Origin of the sequence: Providencia sp. M-27 (assembly GCF_011077905.1) — a bacterium.
Classification (GTDB): domain Bacteria; phylum Pseudomonadota; class Gammaproteobacteria; order Enterobacterales; family Enterobacteriaceae; genus Providencia; species Providencia huaxiensis.
Genome location: NZ_JAALBT010000003.1, coordinates 145,548 through 168,554 on the forward strand (window position 1 = coordinate 145,548; position 23,007 = coordinate 168,554).

20 protein-coding genes and 1 pseudogene are annotated in these 23,007 nt (G+C 38.5%); 10 read left to right on the top strand and 11 right to left on the bottom strand.

Annotated features, from left to right (window positions below):
- Nucleotides 1-17: 17 nt before the first annotated feature.
- On the bottom strand, nucleotides 18-1,205 hold the full coding sequence (locus G6Q48_RS06595; protein WP_231068364.1) for a NupC/NupG family nucleoside CNT transporter: 1,188 nt from the start codon (nucleotides 1,203-1,205) through the stop codon (nucleotides 18-20).
- Nucleotides 1,206-2,042: 837 nt separating this feature from the next.
- On the opposite strand from G6Q48_RS06595, the pseudogene G6Q48_RS06600 reads away from it, so the two are divergent.
- Nucleotides 2,043-2,180 (top strand): annotated as a pseudogene (locus G6Q48_RS06600) (IS3 family transposase); the annotation flags it as partial.
- 271 nt (nucleotides 2,181-2,451) lie between these two features.
- Nucleotides 2,452-3,366: a tRNA 2-thiocytidine(32) synthetase TtcA gene (gene ttcA, locus G6Q48_RS06605; protein ID WP_166265212.1), complete on the top strand. Its 915-nt coding sequence runs from the start codon at nucleotides 2,452-2,454 to the stop codon at nucleotides 3,364-3,366.
- Between the two features lie 260 nt (nucleotides 3,367-3,626).
- Here the strand turns inward: ttcA and zntB are convergent, their stop codons facing one another.
- Both zntB and G6Q48_RS06615 read right to left on the bottom strand, forming a co-directional pair.
- A complete protein-coding gene (gene zntB, locus G6Q48_RS06610; RefSeq protein ID WP_102139674.1) occupies nucleotides 3,627-4,610 on the bottom strand; it encodes a zinc transporter ZntB in 984 nt (327 codons plus the stop codon).
- 342 nt (nucleotides 4,611-4,952) lie between these two features.
- A complete protein-coding gene (locus G6Q48_RS06615; protein WP_166265216.1) occupies nucleotides 4,953-6,575 on the bottom strand; it encodes a peptide ABC transporter substrate-binding protein in 1,623 nt (540 codons plus the stop codon).
- A gap of 719 nt (nucleotides 6,576-7,294) precedes the next feature.
- On the opposite strand from G6Q48_RS06615, the gene tpx reads away from it, so the two are divergent.
- Complete coding sequence (tpx, locus tag G6Q48_RS06620) at nucleotides 7,295-7,798, top strand: thiol peroxidase (RefSeq protein WP_102139675.1); 504 nt, start codon at nucleotides 7,295-7,297, stop codon at nucleotides 7,796-7,798.
- 79 nt (nucleotides 7,799-7,877) lie between these two features.
- Here the strand turns inward: tpx and G6Q48_RS06625 are convergent, their stop codons facing one another.
- From G6Q48_RS06625 to pspA, 8 genes are all read right to left on the bottom strand, one after another.
- Nucleotides 7,878-8,252, bottom strand: coding sequence for an ATP-binding protein (locus tag G6Q48_RS06625; RefSeq protein ID WP_102139676.1), 375 nt, complete (start codon nucleotides 8,250-8,252; stop codon nucleotides 7,878-7,880).
- 226 nt (nucleotides 8,253-8,478) lie between these two features.
- A complete protein-coding gene (locus G6Q48_RS06630; protein ID WP_166265219.1) occupies nucleotides 8,479-8,904 on the bottom strand; it encodes a hypothetical protein in 426 nt (141 codons plus the stop codon).
- Nucleotides 8,905-8,909: 5 nt separating this feature from the next.
- The gene (gene tyrR, locus G6Q48_RS06635; protein ID WP_166265222.1) at nucleotides 8,910-10,469 is read right to left on the bottom strand and encodes a transcriptional regulator TyrR; all 1,560 of its coding nucleotides are present in this window, start codon (nucleotides 10,467-10,469) and stop codon (nucleotides 8,910-8,912) included.
- Nucleotides 10,470-10,709: 240 nt separating this feature from the next.
- Entirely contained in the window at nucleotides 10,710-11,765 is a 1,056-nt protein-coding gene (locus G6Q48_RS06640) for a YcjF family protein (RefSeq protein WP_166265225.1), read from the bottom strand.
- Complete coding sequence (locus G6Q48_RS06645) at nucleotides 11,762-13,159, bottom strand: YcjX family protein (RefSeq protein ID WP_102139680.1); 1,398 nt, start codon at nucleotides 13,157-13,159, stop codon at nucleotides 11,762-11,764. Before G6Q48_RS06645 ends, G6Q48_RS06640 begins: the two co-directional genes overlap by 4 nt.
- Nucleotides 13,160-13,503: 344 nt before the next feature.
- A complete protein-coding gene (pspC, locus tag G6Q48_RS06650) occupies nucleotides 13,504-13,860 on the bottom strand; it encodes an envelope stress response membrane protein PspC (protein WP_004263899.1) in 357 nt (118 codons plus the stop codon).
- Nucleotides 13,860-14,090 (bottom strand): envelope stress response membrane protein PspB, encoded by a 231-nt coding sequence (gene pspB, locus G6Q48_RS06655; protein WP_004263897.1) that lies wholly within the window; start codon nucleotides 14,088-14,090, stop codon nucleotides 13,860-13,862. Before pspB ends, pspC begins: the two co-directional genes overlap by 1 nt.
- 80 nt (nucleotides 14,091-14,170) lie before the next feature.
- On the bottom strand, nucleotides 14,171-14,836 hold the full coding sequence (pspA, locus tag G6Q48_RS06660) for a phage shock protein PspA (protein WP_004263893.1): 666 nt from the start codon (nucleotides 14,834-14,836) through the stop codon (nucleotides 14,171-14,173).
- Nucleotides 14,837-15,115: 279 nt separating this feature from the next.
- Here pspA and pspF point away from each other — a divergent pair, with 279 nt between their 5' ends.
- From pspF to sapF, 7 genes are all read left to right on the top strand, one after another.
- Nucleotides 15,116-16,132 (top strand): phage shock protein operon transcriptional activator, encoded by a 1,017-nt coding sequence (gene pspF, locus G6Q48_RS06665; protein WP_166265228.1) that lies wholly within the window; start codon nucleotides 15,116-15,118, stop codon nucleotides 16,130-16,132.
- Between the two features lie 490 nt (nucleotides 16,133-16,622).
- Nucleotides 16,623-17,228 carry a hypothetical protein gene (locus tag G6Q48_RS06670; protein ID WP_166265231.1) on the top strand — a complete coding sequence of 202 codons (606 nt, stop codon included), beginning with the start codon at nucleotides 16,623-16,625 and terminating at the stop codon, nucleotides 17,226-17,228.
- A 365-nt stretch (nucleotides 17,229-17,593) separates the two neighbouring features.
- Nucleotides 17,594-19,279 (top strand): ABC transporter substrate-binding protein SapA, encoded by a 1,686-nt coding sequence (sapA, locus tag G6Q48_RS06675; protein WP_102139684.1) that lies wholly within the window; start codon nucleotides 17,594-17,596, stop codon nucleotides 19,277-19,279.
- Nucleotides 19,276-20,241: a putrescine export ABC transporter permease SapB gene (gene sapB / locus G6Q48_RS06680; protein WP_102139685.1), complete on the top strand. Its 966-nt coding sequence runs from the start codon at nucleotides 19,276-19,278 to the stop codon at nucleotides 20,239-20,241. The genes sapA and sapB overlap by 4 nt, the downstream gene beginning before the upstream one ends.
- The gene (gene sapC, locus G6Q48_RS06685) at nucleotides 20,228-21,118 is read left to right on the top strand and encodes a putrescine export ABC transporter permease SapC (RefSeq protein WP_102139686.1); all 891 of its coding nucleotides are present in this window, start codon (nucleotides 20,228-20,230) and stop codon (nucleotides 21,116-21,118) included. The genes sapB and sapC overlap by 14 nt, the downstream gene beginning before the upstream one ends.
- Nucleotides 21,118-22,113: a putrescine export ABC transporter ATP-binding protein SapD gene (gene sapD / locus G6Q48_RS06690; protein ID WP_004910464.1), complete on the top strand. Its 996-nt coding sequence runs from the start codon at nucleotides 21,118-21,120 to the stop codon at nucleotides 22,111-22,113. Before sapC ends, sapD begins: the two co-directional genes overlap by 1 nt.
- Nucleotides 22,114-22,917: a putrescine export ABC transporter ATP-binding protein SapF gene (gene sapF / locus G6Q48_RS06695; RefSeq protein WP_102139687.1), complete on the top strand. Its 804-nt coding sequence runs from the start codon at nucleotides 22,114-22,116 to the stop codon at nucleotides 22,915-22,917.
- The last annotated feature ends 90 nt before the right edge of the window (nucleotides 22,918-23,007 follow it).

Here is a 23,007-nt window from a genome sequence, read left to right on the forward strand (position 1 = left end):
ACTCCTTTATTTATATTTTATACAAAAATACCAACAATCGTCGCTGATAAACAACTGACTAAAGTTGAGCCAACAATCAATCTAAAACTATTTGATGCAATCATTTTTCCATGTTCTCGGCTTATACTTGTGACGCAACCGATAATCATTCCGATAGAACCGAAATTTGCAAATGATATTAAAAATACGGACATAATTGCATCCGTTCGTGGTGTAATGTTTGTTAATTTCATATAGTCAATCATAGCAACAAACTCATTCGATAAAATTTTAGTTGCTATAATTGTTCCAAAATTAACACTTTCATCCCATGAACTACCCAAAATAAAAGCTAAAGGCGAAAAAATATAGCCGAGAATTCCTTGAAAACTAATTCCTAAAATATTTAAAAAAACATCGTTCAACATACTAATTAAGGCGACAAAACCAATAATTATAGGAACAATTGCAAGAATAAGCTTAAAGGCATCCTGCATGTGATCTGTCAACACTTCAAAAAATGAACCCCTTTCACCTTTATTTGCCCCCAAAGGACAACTTGCAATATCTGTGGGTTCACTTGGATTAATAATAGAAACAATAATAAAAGTACTAAAGAAGTTGAGACTAACACCTATAAAAACATAGCGTGGCTCAACCATTTGTGTATACGCGCCTAGCAATGCAATATCTACTGTTGAGACAGTACATGCAGCAATAGTATACATCTGTGCTTTAGATAGCCTTGGGATATAATCTTTAATTGATACATAAGCAGGCATCATTCCGACTATCACCGCACTAATAGCAGCGAAAGACTCTAACTTTCCGACTTTAGATATTTTGTTAATTAGAAAACCTATAGTATTAATAATTAAGTCTAAGGCGCCGATATATTTAAGTATACCAATTATCGAACAAATAAAAATCAAAGGTAAAAGAGCGACAACAACAAACACCATAGAGGTTTTACTGCTTATATCGCCAAAAACAAAATCAATCCCCTTATTAGCATAATTAATTATATAATGAATACCTGATGCTATACCGTCAAGAGTAGCAAGCCCAATTGTAGTATTCAGCATAATAGCTGCAACAATAAACTCCAATGTTAGCAATATTAGTATTGATGGAAGCTTATGTTTTATGTTTTTTTTACTAAAACTAAGTAAATACGCTATAAGAAAAACAAAAATTAGACTAAAAAAGAATATAAGATATTTCATAAATATCACCACATTAATAGATTTTAATCATGATTAGTTGATTTAATATCTCCTTAACCCACCAATTTAAAACAAAGAAACTTAAATTTTAGTTTCAACATATGTTCCTGCTTTAAAATATGAATTTAAGCATTTACATTTAGTTTATAGTTATATTGATAGTTCAAAACCCAAGCGTGCAAAAACATAATAATTCAAATAAACACATCTGTTTTGTTTTTTTTTGATACATAACACTTAAAATGTGAATCGCATCGCATTTATAAACTAAATTTAAAAATCAAAGATTCTCTTTTTACAAATAAGTCAGAGCGTTAATTAGCTAACATTTCTATTCAATATCTTATTGTTATTACAGCATTAAATTCTTATAACCCTGTAATAACACACTCACTCCATCTCGCTATTATTTCCTCTGAATTGAAAAGCCTGATAATTAAAAATGGAAAACATGTTCTATCTAAGAGTCACAAATATAGGTCCTATAATGCCAATATAGTTCCTACCGTGATTAACAGTTTATTAAGTTACTAATATTCCCATTTATTGATGAATATATAAAAATCACCAGTAGATAAAATTTTTTATTTCTTACTTCTTATTCATTATTAATCCTACTTATACTATATAAGAATAAGTAGGACACAATATAGTTGTGTTTTTCTAATATAAAAAAGATATACTTTATAAAATTAACAAAATGAACGATGGTAATTGAAAAATTGTTTATTCTATATCTAAAATAAAAGTAATTGTCCATTCCCCCAAAAATAAGACAACTATAATTAGATCCTCTACCATAACCATTGCAGAGGTCATGTTGAAAAAAGTTCGATTATTCAATGGTCATTGGGTTTCATGCACAACAGTTTATATTGCAACAAACACTTTAGAGCACTCAATATTATTGATGAAGGAACCCGCGAATGTTTAGCAATTGGAATTAATACGTCATTACCTACAGAGCGTGTTGTCACGGGGACTTGAGAGTTTAAAGCTAAAACTGGAGGCATACCATCAACGGATAGAAAACGTTAAGTTTATGTGACTCTAATAACGGTGAGTGGGCTCCGATTTTCACCTCTTTGAACGAACTGGTATCACTCTTCCCTCAGGTTCTGCTATCATGGGCTTCTTTTTATAAATCTCGCTGATTAGGCTTTAAACATAGAACAATAATAATTTAAAAGCCGAATGTACAGTTATCTATCAGCAATATAACCCCCCAGTAATAGAACAGTATAGAATGACGACAAATAAAGAACAGTACAACTTAAACAAGTTGCAAAAAAGAATTCGCCGTGATGTTGGCCAAGCAATCGCTGACTTTAACATGATAGAAGACGGTGACCGGGTAATGGTTTGCTTGTCTGGAGGTAAAGATAGTTACACGCTGCTTTCCATACTGCAAAGTTTGCAAAAAAGTGCCCCTATCCAGTTTTCATTAGTTGCAGTTAATTTGGACCAAAAGCAACCCGGTTTCCCTGAGCATATTTTACCTGCATACCTTGATAACCTTGGTGTAGAGTACAAAATTGTTGAAGAAAATACCTATGGGATCGTAAAAGAAAAAATTCCAGAAGGGAAAACAACCTGCTCACTGTGCTCACGTTTACGTCGTGGAATTTTGTATCGTACAGCAACTGAGTTAGGCGCAACTAAAATTGCGCTTGGTCACCACCGTGATGATATTTTACAGACCATGTTCTTAAATATGTTTTATGGCGGTAAGTTAAAAGGTATGCCACCTAAATTGATGAGTGATGACGGAAAGCACATTGTTATTCGCCCACTGGCTTACTGTCGGGAAAAAGATATTGAGCGTTTTGCGCAGGCTAAAGAGTTCCCGATTATTCCATGTAACCTATGTGGCTCTCAACCAAACCTACAACGTCAAGTTATTAAAGAGATGCTACGTGATTGGGATAAGCGTTATCCAGGCCGAATCGAAACCATGTTCCGCGCCACTCAAAACATTGTTCCGTCTCATCTATGTGATACCGAGTTATTCGACTTCAAAAATATTTCTCATGGAGATGACGTTATCAATGGCGGTGATCTTGCGTTTGACAAAGAAGAACTACCTCTCCAGCCATTTATAGATGAAGATGACAAACCTGATTTTTCAGCAGAACGTCTTGATATTATTGAAGTAAAATAATGTATGTTGATAACCTCCTCGTTTGGAGGTTATTTTTTACTCGGATTTAATGCAAAAAAAAGCCGATGTAAATTACATCGGCATTACAGTGGTCAATTATTCTGTATAAGAACTCAATATGAGAAAAACTACAATTATGGAGCACAACGTTCATCGCTCAACGTTGCATTCACCTGCAGGACTAATACTGCACTAAAACCTCTGTAGTTTTATTGATTTATCTCAAACTAGGTCCGGTTATAACAAATAAGTCATCAATATTAGAGCCATCGGCTTTTTCTTAGCCACCACAATACAGTTCCAATCAAGGCGGCTAATAAAACACAAAATACACTAAAGGCAAAACGAAATTCATTACCGGGGATCCCCCCTAAATTCACACCAAATAAACCCGTTAAAAATGTTGTTGGTAAGAATATCATGGCCATTAATGACATTGTATAAATACGCCGGTTCATCATTTCAGTCATCATATTCGTTATCTCGTCAGAAATAATCGCTGTACGGGCAATAAAACCATCGAGATCTTCAATACAACGCCCTAATCGGTCAGAAATTTCTTGAATTCGACGGCGATCCGTTTCATCTAACCAAAGTAATTTTTCCGTTGTCAAACGGGAAAACATATCTCTTTGCGGGGCCATATAACGGCGGATCACAATAATTTGTTTACGAAGTAATGCAAATTCCCCTCTATCAGGAATTTCGCCATTTAATATGGAATCTTCCATATCAATTAAACGCTCATGCAAAGAATCAGTAAAATCACTTATTTCATCTGTAATAGAATCAGCAACCTCAACTAACCAATCACCCGTACTTTGCGCGCCTACTCCCTGATTTAAGTCATCAATAACAGGATCTAAGGAATTTACTTTTCGATGACGACTAGAAATAATTATTCGGTTATTAATAAATACTCTAAATGCAATTAATTGCTCAGGCCGTTGGCCCGCATTAGTATTTAATGTTTGCAATGTTAATAAAATACCATCACCAACACGGATCAATCTCCAACGTCCTGAATGCCCGGATAAAGCAGACTTCACCTGTTCATTGAAGAGATCTGATTGCTGGATCCAATTAAAACTTTGCGGATCCTTATAGTCATAATGAAGCCAGAACGGAGACTGCTGATTCGCGCTGGCATTCACGTCGATGGGAAGCAACCCACCATCTCCATTTAACTGAAATGCATGTACCGGATTTGAGTGTTGGAATAACGAACCATAAATCAACCCCATGCAATATCTCCCTTTTTTTTACATATGATATTTGTAATCGAACAGCTAAAATTTTGCAATTTTTTCAAAAGACGCATTAGTCATCACTAGATTGAACTACAAAAAAAAAGATAAACAACCATAAAATTGAGGTGGTCTTACAAGTAACAAAATATCGCCATATTTGCTAAAGAAAATCACATAATTGACACAAACGAACAATAAAGTTCACGATGATTTTTTTATTATATAAGGGTAGTGTTTATTCCTTTTTTGGTCCTCCTTCCCATTCTCCAGAGGAAGGAGCTTTTTTCTTCCATTCAGAAAAAACAGCCCGCACCTTGTACAGGCTGAACACCTATTTTAATGTTTAATAATATAAAAACTGTGGCTATAAGCGACATCTTCAGGGTTGTTGATCGGATACCCCTTCAACCAAGGCTTAATCAAGCGTGCATTGGTATATTGGTAAATGGGTGCAATTGGAGCTTCTTCCGCAATGATTGCTTCCGCATTATTATAATAGCGGTTGCGTAATTGCGCATTTGTTTCAATACTCGCTGATGCGATAATATCATCATATATTGAGTTATTAAATTTTGGTATATTACCACTATGTTGGGAAGTGAGTAGTGATAGGAATGTTGAAGGTTCATTAAAATCACCTATCCATGACGCTCGTATAACATCAAAATTTCCTGTATTGCGGCTATCTATATAGGTTTTCCATTCTTGATTAACTAATTTGACCTCAGCCCCTAGTTTTTTCTTCCACATAGAGGCAATTGCAATCGCAATTTTCTGATGGTTTTCTGAACTATTGTATAATAGTGTTAACTCTAACGGTTGATTTGGACCAAAGCCGGCTTGTTGTAATAATACTTTCGCTTGCTGGTCTAATTCTTTTTGTGAATAGCTATTGTAAAGCCCTTTTTCAGGCTTAAAGCCATCGGTAACATCAGGCGTAAAATAATTTGCGGGTTTTTCCCCTGTGCCTAATACCTTATTCGCAATTAATTGGCGGTCAATTGCCATAGATAAAGCTTTTCTGACACGGACATCATCTGTTGGTGCCCGTTGGGTATTAAAAGCATAGTAATAAGTCCCTAATTGGTCTGGTGTAAACACTTCATTAGGAATATCTTTCAATAATTTTTGATAACGTTGTTTTGGAAATGATTCGGTAATATCCAAGTCACCTGCTAAATAACGATTTGTTGCATGAGATTCCTGGTTAATCGGGATAAATGTTACTTTGGTAATAACGGTATTTTTATGGTCCCAATAATATTTATTTGGAACTAAAACAATTTTCTCATTAACCACTCTATCAGATAAAACAAAGGCACCATTCCCGACTAGATTTCCTACTTTTATCCACTCATTACCAAACTTTTCAACCGTTCCTTGATGAACAGGAAATAAACTAAAATTAGCCGCCAATGACGGGAAATAAGGTACTGGCTTATTTAAAGTAACCTTTAATGTACGCGTATCAACCGCTTCAACACCTAGCTGATCAGCGGGTAATTTTCCATCAATGATATCTTGCGCATTATTAATACCGGCTAATGCTGCAAACCAAGCAAACGGTGATGATGTTCCTGGTGAAACAAGTCGTTGCCAGCTATACACAAAATCCTGAGCCGTGACAGGGTCACCGTTTGACCATTGAGCATCCGACCTCAGTGTAAAAGTCCAAATACGGTTATCTACCGTGTTCCAACTTTGAGCTACCCCTGCAATTGGCTTGCCATGGTCATCTTGGTTAACCAGCCCTTCAAATAAGTCACGCATGACTTGCGCTTCCGTTAACCCCACCGATTTTACTGGGTCCAAAGACGCAGGTTCATCCTTTAAATGACGTGTAACCTCTTGGTTTTCAGCTAAAACTGTGCCCGTAGGTATCACCGCACTAATAGCTGGTGTAGTAAATAAAATTGAAGAAATCAAAACAGTTAAAGATGTAAATGAACGTTTATGCATTGTATTTTCTATCTTGTTAATATAAATAAGGTTAACTAAAAGCTGAGTTAAGTGATTTCACGTGAAGATACTATTATTAACAACACTACTGCATTTACTTATTAAGTTTCATTTAGGTAAATTATTATTTGAGCCGAATACTCATATAGCGATAAAAAACATAAGGTTATAGAGTAAAAAACATACTTAACTTAGGTAGTATCAAACAGCAATACAACTGAATTATTCTGTAGTTTATCTTAATTCATCATATGCTTTCATATTTCAAAAATCCACATTTCCTGTGTAATTAGTTGATTTACCGGTCTAAATATACATGAGCTAATATTCGTACTATAGAATAATAAACTAGCATATCCTTACCACATTTCCGATAACTAAATAATGACTCAAGAAACCAATACAGACAGAATTTCTTTTGTTACACTTCATTAGGCAATTTAAAAGCGTGCATCACAAAAAGCGCAAGCATTGATAAATGCTTAGTTGTTATATGATGATGCAGCTTACTGTAATAAAAAGAATGTAATGTTGCCTAGCTCTCCCCCTGTAGGGCTCAAGGTAAGAGATAAGATTTCTGTATAAAACTTGGTCATTAGTAAAAATGTAAAACTCAGCACTGTGTAACTGCCCATTAAAAAAACTTTAATCGCAAAGCTTTTTTATTAGAAGATAGATTAAGTTAACAGTGGCTCACTTTATGAACGGGAGAAAAATTCATGACACAGACAGTTAAATTAAAAGGTAATGACATCACAGTTAATGGTGTATTTTTACAAGCGGGCTCTAAAGCTAAACCCCTTACCCTTGTCACCAAAGATCTCAGCGAAGCAACGCTGGAAACTTATGAAGGTAAACGTAAAGTTTTAAATATTTTCCCAAGTGTAGACACCGGTGTTTGCGCTGCCTCGGTTCGCAAATTTAACCAACTAGCGAATGATTTAGATAACACTGTAGTATTATGTATTTCGGCGGATTTACCTTTCGCACAAGCCCGCTTTTGCGGTGCAGAAGGTTTAGATAATGTCGTTACGCTATCTTCTTTCCGTAGCGATTCATTTGCTAATGACTACGGTGTTGCTATCGCTAGTGGCCCATTAAAAGGCCTTAACGCACGCTCAGTTGTTGTCTTAGATGAAAACAACAACGTCATCTATAGCCAATTAGTTCCTGAAATTACTGAAGAACCTGATTACGATAGTGCATTAAATAGCTTAAAATAAGCTTCTCATATCATTTAATTCACTACCATTAATAATGAAGCGGGAATTTCCCGCTTCATTCACCAATATAAACACCACACTAATCCACATGGGCCCAATACAACGGCTGGTGGTTCTTCGCATTAACAACATTCGCAAATAGCTTATTGTCACTCATTATAGAGATCAAAGTATGAGAGAGCGTGCTCAATACTTTTAAGGCTTGGTCCTGAGTTACGGGGCAACAAGATGTCAAAATATCAATAATAAGATCTCGAGGCTTATGGCCATTTTTTACCAATGCCTCCCACGTAAACCGGTTTTTCTTCGTTAAGTATTTTACTGCGGCTTTATTCATTAGATAAAGTTCGGCAGCTGAAGCTGCAGACTCAAACATATCATTTTTATAATGACTCTGGCTCATGTATTCGCGTAACTTACGATTTACAACAAAATTAATCGTGAATTGGTCCATGGCAACTCCTTGTAGGCTGAAACCCATCAGATGAGATTACGGTACCCTAAAACAGTAGCTGTCTTTGTTATATAGCAGGAAAATTCACCAATTAGCAATAGTATTAGTAGGGTTTTGCTATATTAAACGCGAGATAAAAGATAAATAATAAAAGATAGGCAGCAATATCTTTGAAAAAGCCCAATATTCACTTCTGTTGCTTACTCTATCGGGCCATCAAGTAGTACTAATCAGGATATTGAATAATTTCGAGAGCTGTCCCTTTATTATCTTGAACAAACTGGAGATGAGTTTCTCCCCCAGCAAATTCTTGTTCAATTTTCAAGTTTTGATCACCATTCCAATGGTAACGAATAGCAATACATCCCTCCGATGGGCAAGGCATTTCAATATTCCGGTTGTTCTCTAAATTCTCAATAAGAAATTGTTTTCCATCAATTAATAAGGCTCTATATTGTGTGTAGGCCTCTAATAAAGATAAGTCTTTAAAATAACATTGAGTCAGCGCCCCATTCTCATAAACCTCATCCATTGTACGCACTACATCTTGGCAATACTTACTCAAACCATGATCTGGTATTGTTATCGCAATGCAAGAGCCACTTAAAACCAACCCTATTGTCGCTAATACGCGAGTTATCCTTTTATTCATTTAATTTAGTTTTGCTCTTTTTTCGTATTGAGGCCATATTCTCTCAATTTATTGGCAATTGCCGTATGAGAAATATCTAAACGTTTGGCTAATTTGCGGGTACTCGGATAATCACGATACAAACGTGCTAAGACTGACGCTTCATAGCGTTTAGTTATTTCATCTAAAGAGCCATTGAGTGAATCTAAAGCCAGTGCAGGAGGATTTACTACATCAGGTAATTGGATATTCTCTGCATCTAATATATTGCCATTAAGTTGGGTTAACCCTTGATAAAGCGCATTTCTTAGTTGTCTTACATTACCCGGCCAAGAATAGCTACTTAGATATTCTATCAGCGAAGGTGCCAATTTAGGTTCAGCAATATGAAGCTCTTTTGAAAAACTGCCTACAAATGTTTTCGTTAGCGGCAAAATATCTTCTTTACGTTCACGTAATGGTGGGATAGTTAATGTGAGTACATTTAAACGATAATAAAGATCTTCTCTAAATTTTTTTTCTGCAACTAATTCAGGTAAATTTTTCTGGGTTGCACAAATTACACGGACATTAACCTTAACTTCCCGCTCTTCCCCTACACGCCTAAATGTTCCATCATTTAAAAAACGTAACAACTTAATTTGCATTTGTGGCGACATTTCAGCAATTTCATCAAGCAACACCGTTCCACCGTTTGCTTGTTCAAAAAAACCTTTTTTGCCTTCAACTGCATTTGGGTACGCACCTGCCGCATAACCAAATAATTCACTTTCCACAACATCGTCGGGCATCGAAGCACAATTTAAACCTAAAAATGGTTCTTTTCCTCGAGCGCTATGCAAATGACAAGCTTTCGCTAGGATATCTTTCCCTGTCCCCGTTTCACCAACAAGTAATAATGGTTCATCCAACATAGCAACGCGTTTAGCGCGTTCAACGACATTTGCCATGACAGGACTAACTGCAATAATTTGTTCAAAACCGCTGCCATCCACTTCGACGACTTGTTGACGTTGCTTATCTAAAATCTCAGCCGATTTCAATAATAATACGGCTCCTGTGCAATGGAATTTGCCATTTTCATCTGCCAAAATAATAGGCGTCACTTGCATCAAGTAGTCTTGGCCTTTAATCACGACTTTTTCTGTATAAGCTTCGGGTAACTCTCGTTCAAACCAACGTGCTAGCCCTTGGTTGCCAACTAACTGAGAAAAGGTTTTTTCTCTAATTTTTGCCTCATCATAGCCAAATAATTGCAATGTCATTGGATTAACCAACTCAATATTTAGCTTATTGTCAATAGACAAAACAGATTCTGGAAATGAGTTCAATAATGCCCAAACCGCTTTATGCTCTCTTTCTGATGGCATAAAATAAATCCGGCGAACATCAATAACGCCATTAATACGCCGTATTTCTGCCATCAATGTGCTGAATACCTGAAAATCCACAGGGGTAAAGTTTAGGTAAATCCTACGTTGGGGAGATATTTCAATACCTTTCAAATCAATATTTTGTAGGACTAACAGATCAAGTAATTCACGCGTTAAACCGATACGGTCTTGGCAGGTCACTTCGAGGCGCATGGATAGAAACCTTTATCAAAAAAAGCCGAGAGAATGAAGGTATTTTAGCTTTAAACATTAAGGGAATACAGTGTTTGTGTCACAAATTGTTGACAGCCTGTAAGCTTTGTAGCCATCAACAAATAAAATCACAGCTTTTCTCAATTTTTTGTGACTTGAAATGACAATAAAAACATTAATCAACAAATGATGCTGCAGAGTGAGTAAAAACTGTCAACTCACCCTGCCAACGATGTTTCTCTACACTTTTTCTTTTTTACTTGGAATAACATTCTTCAATTGGCCAATTAACTGATGGCGAAAATCGGCTAAACGTGGCTTGTTTTCAATCCAAGGTAGCGGTCGACATAACTCCATGGCCTTAATACCTAAACGCGCAGTTAACAAACCAGCCCCAATACCTTGTGCTGCTCGTGTTGATAGCCTTGCGGTAATATCTTGAGATAACCAGTCCATCCCCACTTCACGAATTAATTCAGATGCCCCAGCAAAGGCAATATTAATCAGCACCATACGAAACAGCCTAATTCGGCTGTAATAACCGAGCTCAATACCATAGATTGCCGCGATCCGATTAATTAAACGAATATTTCGCCAAGCAATAAATGCCATATCCACCAGCGCTAACGGGCTCACAGCAATCATAATGGCCGATTCTGCGGAACAACGACTAATCTCTTTACGAGCCTGTTCGTCAAGAATAGGCTGAACCATTCGGCTATATAATTCAACAACTTCTCTATCGTTATGAGAGTCATGGAGAGTGGCTTGCCAATTAACAATCGCTGGATGCTGCATTGATAACGCAGATTGCTTTGCCAGTTTGTCACAAAAAACCTTTCCTTGCCCCATGCCATGGCTGTGCAATAATTCGCGAGCAAAATCCCGCTCCTCCGCACGCGCTCTTAGGCGATACAACCGCCGCCATTCGCCAACAACTGACCCGACACCCGCTACGACGATTAAGCCACCCGCAGCGGCGACACCTAATGCCGTCCAATCTTGTGTTACCCATGATTGGTGGATCCAAACGCCAAGCTGAGCAACGACACTGACACCAAAAATCCCCGCGGCCGCACCAACTAATTTCCGCCAAAAACTCCGTTTTGGTTTTAGCGCTTCGTTAATCAGGCTTTCAACCTCTCCCTCTTGGCTGTCCTGCTCTGTTTCCAGAGAGACTGGGGTAAATTTTTCGAGCTCTCGTTCATCAAAAACTTGGGCTTTTTTTAGCGATTCTTTCGTATTATTTTCACTATTCTCAGCGAAATCTAAACGCTGTTTTAAGGGTTCATTCATTTCAGTTTATCTCCCAACAAAAATTCAAGCGCACTGTCCATACGAATATGTGGCAATGGTTGATCCATTGGCGTTGGCCTTGGTCTGAAATCTTCAAATTGAAAACCTTGTGTTTGCCAAAATTGTTCATTAGGCAATCGTTTTGGCACCTCTCCTGGATAAAACATTAACGGTTGGCCATCACTTAGCCGATCCCCTTTTAATGCAGGTAATTTTTCACCTTTGTAATCCACAAGGCCACTTTCGGTTGCTTGTATTGACGCTAAACCCACACAATCCATGCTGATCCCTTCAAATGCAGCATGCTGCCACGCCTCTTGCACTAACTGCTGCAACAAAGCCACTAGGTTTGCATGTTGGTCTGGTGTTACATGGTCTGACTTGCTCGCCGCAAAGAGTAATTTATCAATACATGGCGAAAATAAACGCCTCAGTAATGTGCGCTTTCCATAATGAAAACTGCGCATTAATTGTGTTAATGCCATTCTCATATCATTAAAAGCATCAACCCCACTATTTAAGGGTTGTAAACAATCAACTAAAACAATTTGCCGGTCAAAGCGTTGGAAATAATCACGATAAAAGCCTTTTACGACATGTTCACAATAATATTGATAGCGTTGCTGCAATGCACCAATATTGGTGTTTTTGCCTGCCTGTGCGAGCTTTTTATCGCCATATTTAGCCACATTAGGCCATGGGAAAAACTGTAGTGCGGGCGCTCCAGCTAATTCAGCAGGCAAAACAAAGCGGCCAGGTTGGATAAAATGTTGGCCTTGGGCCTTACACTCCACTAGATATTGGGTATAGGCAGCGGCAATCTCAGCGAGTAAGTTTTCATCGACTGGGGCTAAGGGGTCACATTTCTCACACAATGCCAGCCACGAGTGGGCCAAATGCGCGCGTTTTCCCTTTATTAAGGTGTTCATTTGCTCAGACCACGCTAAATAATTTAAATCTAGCATGGGTAAATCCAACAACCATTCACCGGGGTAATCGACAATTTCTAAATACAATGATGAGTTATCGACAAAGTGACGTAAAAAAGAGTCTTCTGAACGGTAATGCAATTTAAGGCGTATTTCACTTACACCCCTTGTTGGTGTTGGCCATTGTGGTGGCTCCCCATAAAGTGATGCAATCCCATCATCATACGCAAAACGAGGTACCGACAAATCACGGTGAGGTATCCGCTTAACCCCTAACAACCGCTTATCACGCGCAGCAGAAAACAGAGGGAGCCGCGCGCCCGCATTCACATTCAATAGTTGATTGACCAATGAAGTAATAAATGCGGTTTTTCCACTGCGGCTAAGCCCTGTTACTGCGAGCCTAACATGACGATCAACACTTCTATTCATCAAATCGGTTAATTCACTGTGCAGTCGTTTCATGCTCCTCCCAAGACTTATCCTTTCAATTTAAACCCATTTTACGTCATATTGCGTACTATAATTTAGCATAAAACAAACTGTATTAGGTTAACCGTTTAATGAGTACATTAAGCAACCATTTACTCGTCAATAATTTAATTATTCTTCCTACGGCCCCGGCAGGACTATAAGAAATAAGCAACACTACTGCTAGTCGAATGCCTTTTTGCAGAAGACGTTTTTTTGCAAATTTTTTGATTCGATAAAGAACGTTATTTGCCATACTTCACTCACTTATTGATAAAAAACAAAAGGGATTTGGTTTTAAAACCTAATCCCTTATCATGTGATGGCGATACGATTTGTTATAGATTTCGAAATTTACTGTTCACTGTATAAGTATCTGATGTAACATATCTTTCAATTTGGCGTAGCTTCATTTCACCTGATTTTAATTGTGTATCGATTTGGTTAATCAAGCTGCTAACTTCTGGGCCAATATCTTGCTGTGAACGGTAGCCACTTGGAGCCGTTTCTACGACAAAACACATCACGATATATAAAATCAATGTAATTCCAAAGCTTACAAATAAGGCCAATACGGCTAATGCTCTGACCAAAGCAACCGGAAGTTCTAAGTACTCAGCAATACCCGAACACACACCACCGAACACACGTCTATCCGTTAAACGATAAAGTTTGCGGTTGCGAAATTGAGTCATTATTTTTGCCTCCAATTTGGGTGTTCTGCATCCAAAATATCTTCAAGCGTTTTAATGCGTTGTTGCATCTGTGATGCTTGCTCTGCTAATTGCATTAAACGTTGTACTTCATTTTCAGTTAGCTGACTCCCCTGCCCACTATTTTTTTTGCTGTAATGTAACCACAGCCAAATAGGCAGAATAAAAATGAGAAAAATGATTAATACGAGAGACAGAAAAACGTAGCCCATCACATATCCTTATACATATGGTTAACCTATCTATGGCACTGATACGATATGGCTAACGTACCAGTGCATCAAAATAACTATTACTGATCTTTATTGATTTTAGCTTTAAGCGCTGCTAATTGCGCGCTTATTTCATCGTCTGCTTTTAACTCTGCAAACTGTTGATCCAGCGATTTTTGTTTACCAATACCATAACTTTGAGCTTCGCCTTCCATATGGTCTATACGGCGTTCAAACTGTTCAAAACGAGCCATTGCTTCATCTAGTTTGCCGCTATCCAATTGGCGACGTACATTACGACTAGACTGTGCTGCTTCCATACGAACAACCATTGATTGTTGTTTCGCACGAGTTTCTTGCAGTTTGTTCTCTAATTCTGTGATTTCACCTTTCAAGCGAGTCAAGGTTTCATCAACAATTATCAGCTCATGTTTTAAGGTATCGACCATCGCACTCACTTTTTGCTTTTCAATCAGTGCGGCGCGCGCTAAGTCTTCTTTATCTTTCACCAGCGCTAATTCTGCTTTTTCTTGCCAATCAGCAACTTGTTTTTCGCCCATTTCAATGCGACGCTCTAAACCTTTCTTTTCTGCTAAAGTACGTGCTGATGTTGAACGTATTTCAACTAACATGTCTTCCATTTCCTGGATCATCAGACGGATCATTTTTTGCGGATCTTCTGCTTTGTCTAACAAAGAAGCGATGTTTGCATTAATGATATCGGCAAAACGTGAAAAAATACCCATTATTTATATCCCCTTGATGGATTTAATCATTCTGTAGCGCCTCGACCTGATTTGGCTTCCAACCCATACCTGACGCTCCGTAAGTCTAACAACAATTCGCATGTTGCTGTATTTAGCAATTGCTATTCACATATTTAAAATAGCAATTCGCGTGCCAACTTTTAAATTAATTCATATTAATATGATTTTAAAGAGAATAATTATAAGCTTCCCCTGAAAATCATTTTAGTCTATAGTTAAATTATCGGCATTTTAGACCAACTATTGGTGAAAAAAACCATGAAAGAAACCAATGAACCTATTCTTGGCGTTTCAAGTAATTTTCTCGATGTACTTGAACAAGCCTCTGAACTCGCACAACTCAATAAGCCTGTTTTGGTTATCGGTGAACGTGGCACAGGTAAAGAACTTATCGCAGATAGACTTCATTACCTCTCTCCACGCTGGCAAGAAGCTTTTATCTCTCTCAATTGCAGCGGACTCAATGAGAATTTGCTGGATTCTGAATTATTTGGACATGAAGCAGGCTCTTTTACAGGTGCTCAAAAACGCCATCAAGGGCGCTTTGAACGAGCAGATAAAGGCTCTCTTTTTCTTGACGAACTTGCTACAGCACCTATGTCAGTTCAAGAGAAACTCTTACGGGTCATTGAGTATGGCGAACTTGAGCGAGTCGGTGGAAGCCAAGCTTTACACGTAGATGTGCGTTTAATCTGTGCCACAAATGCCAATTTACCCGAACTTGCCAAACAGGGCCGTTTTCGAGCTGACCTCTTAGATAGGCTGGCTTTTGATGTCATTCGCCTTCCCCCACTACGTGAACGACAGCCTGATATCTTATTGTTAGCAGAACATTTTGCCATTTTAATGTGTGGTGAATTAAAGCGTTCACACTTTACAGGCTTTACACAACATGCCCAACAGGCCCTGCAACACTACCCATGGCCAGGTAATGTACGCGAATTAAAAAATGTCATTGAGCGCTCAGTATACCGCCATGGAAACCGAGCAGAGCCCGTTGATAATATTATTTTTAACCCATTTGGCGAAAAACTCGCTGAATTACATGAATCACCAAATATTCTGCCCTCACAACCTACCCAGCAACAAAAGGCAATATTGCCTTCATTACCTTGTGATTTACGTCAGTGGCAACAGCAATCCGAAAAAGCGTTATTAGAAAAAGCACTAACTGATTGCCATTTTAATCAACGTAAAGCTGCACAACGGTTATCATTAAGCTATGACCAACTGCGGGGGTTAATAAAAAAACATCAAATAAATATTGAAATTTAATAACTGACAGTCCAAAAAATACAAGTTTATTGTTTGGACTACTGTATTATACTTAAGAAGTAAAAATTAAATATATTGTCTTATCTTTATTACTAAATATTTCCAGTTCCATATTTTAGTTTCAAGAATTCTTTATTATCCCCAACTAATGAAATCCGATAAAGAATATAGATAAAACAAATAAAATCATTAAATATCAACATATTAAATAAAATTAAAAAATAAATAGTTATTACCTCAACTTACGCACCCAATGAGTTAAAAATAACAAAACAATGATAACTAGTCATTTCTACTGACCATTATATATAAATGTCATGGATATTCAGCACATTTAGTTAATTAAACATCCATGCTTAAGTCTATATTTAATTAATAATAATATTAAATTATTAAACTATTTTTACACCTTGTCATATTTAACTACTGTGCGAAATATATTTATATGATATCTCTATTAATATGATTTTTATTATATGAGGAGCCTATTATGAAGAATATAAATATACTCGCTATCACCTTTTTTCTTCTAGGGTTATCTCCTGTAGTCTATGCGGAATCATTGATGAGAACATTTTCTTACTGTGACGCTGCTTTTTTCGAGAAAATAAAAGAGTACCCCGTTTTAAACGATGTATCTAACAGATTGAAAAATAGGCAATTAGGTGACGGCGAACAAATTTCTGTTAATCTCAACTTTTCACCAACAGGTATTGTTACTTTTAACCGTTTTTTTGTTAGCTATAGTAATTTTGATAAATATGATGACTTCTCCTATTTAGGCTTACGTGGTCAATACTATTTTTGGGGATTTGAAACCACTCAAAGCCTCGAAGAGGTTGTCCGCTATACTTCATCAAAGATTGCTATTATAAAGGTGGGAAATACTTACATCTACTCACCGATGATCCGCCACAACTTGCAGGGTAAATGGGTATTTAACGAATACGCAACGCAAGACTACAACTTAGACCCGAATGCTGCTGAAAAAATGCTGATTATTGAAAAAGATGAGCAAAGAGGTGTTGTTCGTTTCTTTTGTACTCTCCAAGGTAAAGTGACCGATGAAGACCTACACTATGTGGGTTTAGAGTAATAGCAAAAAACAATGTAAAACAGGCTCCATTATTTTTATATAAAAAAAAGCCAGCACCCAAGCTGGCTATTAAATAAAACACTGGAAGCAATGTGAGCAATGTCATGCCTTGTCTACATAAGCACTTAGCTTAAGTGACAAAACGAATGATAATCGTTATCAGTGTCATTTGCAAAGCTTTTTAATGAGATTTTTTCTCATTAAGACATACTTCAATGATTAGTATAATAATTTAAGTTAATCATTATACTAACACCTTCCTTTTTTGCTTAATTTTTAAACTTTGTTTGGCTAAATTTTGCTTATACCCTGTCCCGCCATTTTTACGCTACAATAGGTGAATTCTAGTTAACGATGTCAGTGGTATGCGCCTATTAACTCTTTGGTTTTTATTTATCATATCTGTGTCTGCACAAGCGCTTAATAACCAAGAGCGCTTTACCGATATTGTGGCTAACGAGGTCCCTGCAGACATACGCCAAAAAGGTTTTATTTACTGTGTAAATGGGATTGTTACCACATTTAATCCACAGCTAGTCAGTAGCGGGCTGATTGTCGACCCTCTAGGTGCTCAAATTTATGATCGCCTGTTAGATGTTGACCCATTTACCTATCGCTTGGTTCCAGAACTGGCCGCAAGATGGGAAGTTCTCGATAATGGTGCAACTTATCGTTTATACCTGCGTAAAGATGTTAAATTCCAAAACACAGCTTGGTTTACACCAACGCGCAATATGAATGCCGATGATGTTGTGTTTAGTTTTTCCCGCATGTTTGAGGTAAACCAGCCTTATCACTATATTAATGGGGGGCGTTACCCTTATTTTGATAGCTTACAGTTTGCCAACAGTGTCCAAAGCATACGTAAAATAAATAACCATACAGTAGAGTTCCGCTTGAACTCACCTGATGCGTCTTTTTTATGGCACTTGGCAACCCACTATGCTCCTGTTCTTTCATCCGAGTATGCCGATTACCTTTCAAGTATCAATCGCCAAGAGCTGATCGATTGGCGGCCTGTAGGTACGGGTCCATTTCATTTAGATGACTACCAAGCCGGGCAATTCGTTAGGCTCCTCAGAAATGATAACTACTGGAAGGGATTACCACGTATGGAAGAAGTGGTTGTTGATATGGGAGCCGGAGGAACTGGCCGTATTTCGAAATTACTCACAGGGGAATGTGATGTTCTAGCTTACCCTGCAGCAAGCCAATTAAAAGTATTACGAGATGACCCACGCTTGCGGATTTCTATGCGCTCTGGGATGAATATTGCCTACCTCGCATTTAATACCAGTAAACCCCCTTTAGATAAACTAAAAGTGCGCCAAGCCATTGCTTATGCAATTAATAATGAGCGTCTTATGCAGTCAATCTATTATGGTACAGCAGAAACAGCCGCGTCTATTTTACCCAGAGCATCATGGGCTTATGACAACCAAGCAAAGATCACCGATTATAATCCCGAGCTTTCCAAACAAATGCTCAAAGAGATGGGATTAGAAAATCTAAAATTAGATTTATGGGTGCCAATCGCCTCTCAATCATATAACCCAAGCCCACTTAAGATGGCTGAGCTTATTCAAGCGGACTTGGCACAGGTGGGTATTGTTATGAATATCCGTTCTGTCGAAGGCCGATTCCAAGAAAACCAATTAATGGATAGAAGCCATGATATGACATTAGCGGGCTGGACAACTGACAGTAATGACCCAGACAGTTTTTTCCGTCCGCTACTGAGTTGTGCGGCAATTGGTTCCCAAACCAACCTAAGCCATTGGTGTAACCCCGCCTTTGATGAAATCTTGCATAAGGCACTCTTGACGCAACAATTAGCCGCACGTATAGATTACTACCACCAAGCACAGCAAATTTTAGGGGAAGATTTACCCGTCTTACCGCTTGCCTATTCTTTACGTTTACAAGCCTACCGCTATGATATAAAAGGGCTAATGATCAGTGCGTTTGGTAATACCTCATTTGCTGGTGTGTATCGAGAAATGGAACAGGCTGAGAAAGTTTCTCCGAAAAAACAGAGGCAGCAACCATGATTATTTATTCACTGCGTCGTTTTTTACTTTTATTAGTCACGGTGTTCTTCTTATCGCTAGTCAGCTTTAGCTTAAGCTATTTTACGCCCAATGCCCCATTGAGTGGCGCCTCACTTATTGACGCCTACATTTTTTATTTTGAAGGCTTACTCCATTTTGATTTTGGTGTTTCAAGTATCAACGGGGAACCCATCAGCGAACAATTAAGAGATACATTCCCTGCAACAATGGAATTGTGCATTTTAGCGTTTATTTTTGCTTTAACGACAGGTATACCACTGGGTATCATTGCTGCTTTTTGGCGTAACAAACCCGCAGATATTGCTATCAGTGTTTTTGCTTTATTAGGATTTTCTGTCCCTGTATTTGTACTCGCCCTAGTCTTAACCCTCTTTTTCTCATTACATCTAGGCTGGCTACCTGTATCTGGTCGAATTGACCTCTTATATAATTTAAAAACAGTGACTGGCTTTGCCTTAGTTGATGCATGGCTTTCTGATTCGCCCTATCGTAAGGATATGATTATCAATGTACTTGAACACATGGTGTTACCTGTTCTTACTTTGGCGCTGGCGCCTACAACAGAGGTTATTCGGTTAGTACGCAATAGCACCGAAGAAATCGCCAGTGAAAATTATATCAAAGCGGCCGCTATTCGAGGGCTTTCACGAATTAAAATCATTCGTCGCCATATTTTCCATAATGCCATCCCCCCAATTATTCCTAAACTTGGGTTACAGTTCTCCACCATGTTGACACTAACTATGGTAACCGAACTCGTTTTTAACTGGCCGGGGCTTGGCCGTTGGTTAGTGACAGCAATCCGCCAAGAAGACTACTCCGCAATTTCTGCTGGCGTAATGCTAATTGGCGCATTAGTGATTACTGTAAATGTGTTGTCTGATATTTTAGGCGCCATGATGGACCCATTAAAACATAAGGATTGGTATGTCCTCAGATAATTTTTATCGTGAACAAAAAATGCCATCCCCAACACGTGTGGTATGGAATATCTTCTCATCAGATGTGGTTTCTATGGTGGGATTTGTTGGTGTGTTAGTTTTATTAATTTTATGCTTTGTTGGCTCTTACCTAGCGCCTTATGCACTAGATCAACAGTTTTTAGGTTACCAATTAACACCACCATCTTGGTCACATTATGGTGATGTTGCTTTCTTCTTTGGGACTGACGACCTTGGCCGCGATATTCTGAGTCGGCTATTAATTGGCACTAAATCAACGTTTGGTGCGGCTATTTTAGTCACATTGGTAGCAACACTGATAGGGTTAGTTCTGGGCTGCTTAGCAGGGATGACTCGTGGATTAAAATCTGCAATTTTCAACCATATACTCGATACATTACTGTCAATTCCGTCTTTATTACTGGCTATTATTGTCGTCGCATTTATGGGCGCTAGCCTACAAAATGCGATGCTCGCCATTTGCCTTGCATTAATTCCACGGATGGTAAGAACCATTTATGTCGCTGTTCATGATGAGTTAGATAAAGAGTACATTGTTGCCGCACGCCTTGATGGCGCTTCAAACATTTTTATTTTATGGTATACCGTACTACCAAACATCACCCCTATTCTCGTAACTGAACTAACTCGGGCACTTTCAATTGCCATTTTAGATATTGCCGCTTTAGGTTTCCTTGATTTAGGTGCACAACTTCCATCTTCTGAATGGGGCGCCATGCTAGGAGATACTTTAGAACTTATCTACGTTGCTCCCTGGACGGTTATCTTACCCGGTGTTGCTATCATGATAAGCGTACTTTTCGTTAACCTTTTAGGGGATGGGCTACACCGTGCCATCAACGCGGGAGTTGAATAATGCCACTACTAGACATCCGCAATTTAACTATCGAATTTATGACTGCCAATGGCCCAGTCAAAGCTGTTGATCGCGTATCCATGACATTATCTGAAGGGGAAATCCGAGGTTTAGTTGGCGAATCAGGCTCTGGGAAAAGCCTAATTGCGAAAGCTATCTGTGGCGTAACTAAAGATAACATTCGTGTAAAAGCCGACCGTTTTCGATTTCAAGACATTGACTTACTAAAACTCAGCCCACGTAAACGTCGCAAGTTAATTGGCCATAATATCTCTATGATATTTCAAGAACCCCAGTCTTGCCTCGACCCTGCCGCTGATATCGGCAAACAGCTTATCCAATCAATCCCAGGTTGGACTTATAAAGGCCGCTGGTGGCAGCGTTTTAATTGGCGTAAACGCCGTGCGATAGAACTGTTACACCGTGTGGGGATAAAAGATCATAAAGATATCATGCGCAGTTACCCTTATGAACTCACCGATGGTGAATGTCAAAAAGTCATGATAGCGATTGCGATAGCTAACCAACCACGGTTATTAATCGCTGACGAACCTACCAATGCGATGGAGTCTACCACTCAGGCACAAATTTTCCGTTTATTGGATAAATTAAATCAAAACAATAATATGGGGATTTTGCTCATTAGCCATGATATGGAAATGATGTCAAAACTTGTTGATCGCATTAACGTACTCTATTGTGGGCAAACGGTTGAGAGCGCAACACCTGAAGATATTCTGCAACGGCCACGCCATCCTTATACCCAAGCGTTGATCCGCTCAATCCCTGATTTTGAAAGCCCTCTTCCCCACAAAGGACGATTAAATACGTTACCCGGAGCAATTCCTTCTCTTGAGCATTTGCCTATTGGTTGCCGCCTTGGCCCCCGTTGCCCTTATGCACAACGCACTTGTATCAATGCGCCTCAACTGCGCAATATTAAAGGCCACCTCGTTGCTTGCCATTACCCGCTAAACACCGAGGAGCAATCTTAAATGGAAACTTTACTTGAAGTCCGTAATCTCACTAAAACTTTCCGTTTTCGTGAAGGCCTATTTCATCGGCACGAATTGCAAGCTGTTAAGCCCGTTAGCTTTAACTTACAGGCAGGCCAAACATTAGCTATTATTGGTGCCAATGGCTCAGGGAAATCAACGCTTGCACGGATGTTATCAGGTGTTGTTGAACCCACCAGCGGCGATATTTTCATTCGTGGTCAACGCCTAAATTTTGGCGATTATAGCTACCGTTGTCAGCGTGTTCGCATGATTTTCCAAGATCCAAGTACATCCCTAAATCCAAGACAACGTATTGGTCAAACGCTTGAACTCCCTTTAAAATTAAACACTGACTTGACTGGTATAGAACGTGAAAGGCGCATTATTCAAACACTTCGCCAAGTCGGGTTACTTGCTGACCACGCTGAATACTATCCGCATATGTTAGCATCAGGGCAAAAACAGCGTATTGCACTGGCAAGAGCACTTATTCTACAACCCGAGATTATTATTGCTGATGAAGCATTGGCTTCGTTAGACATGTCTATGCGCTCGCAAATCATCAATTTAATGCTAGATTTACAAGCAAAACAAGATATTGCATTTATCTATGTTACCCAGCACTTAGGGATGATGAAGCACGTCAGCGATAAAATGCTTGTCATGGATAAAGGCGAAGTTGTTGAGCGTGGTAATACCGCAGAAGTTTTAGCCGCCCCTCTCCACGACGTTACCCGCCGGTTAATTGAAAGTCACTTCGGTGAACCCTTGTCGATTGATGCTTGGCGGCAAGACTTGTAATTCGTCACTGGCATTAGTTATATTCAGAAGATAAAGAGGAACAGCGTACTAATCTGCCCTCTTTATTTTTTTATCTGGTAATAAACTTAT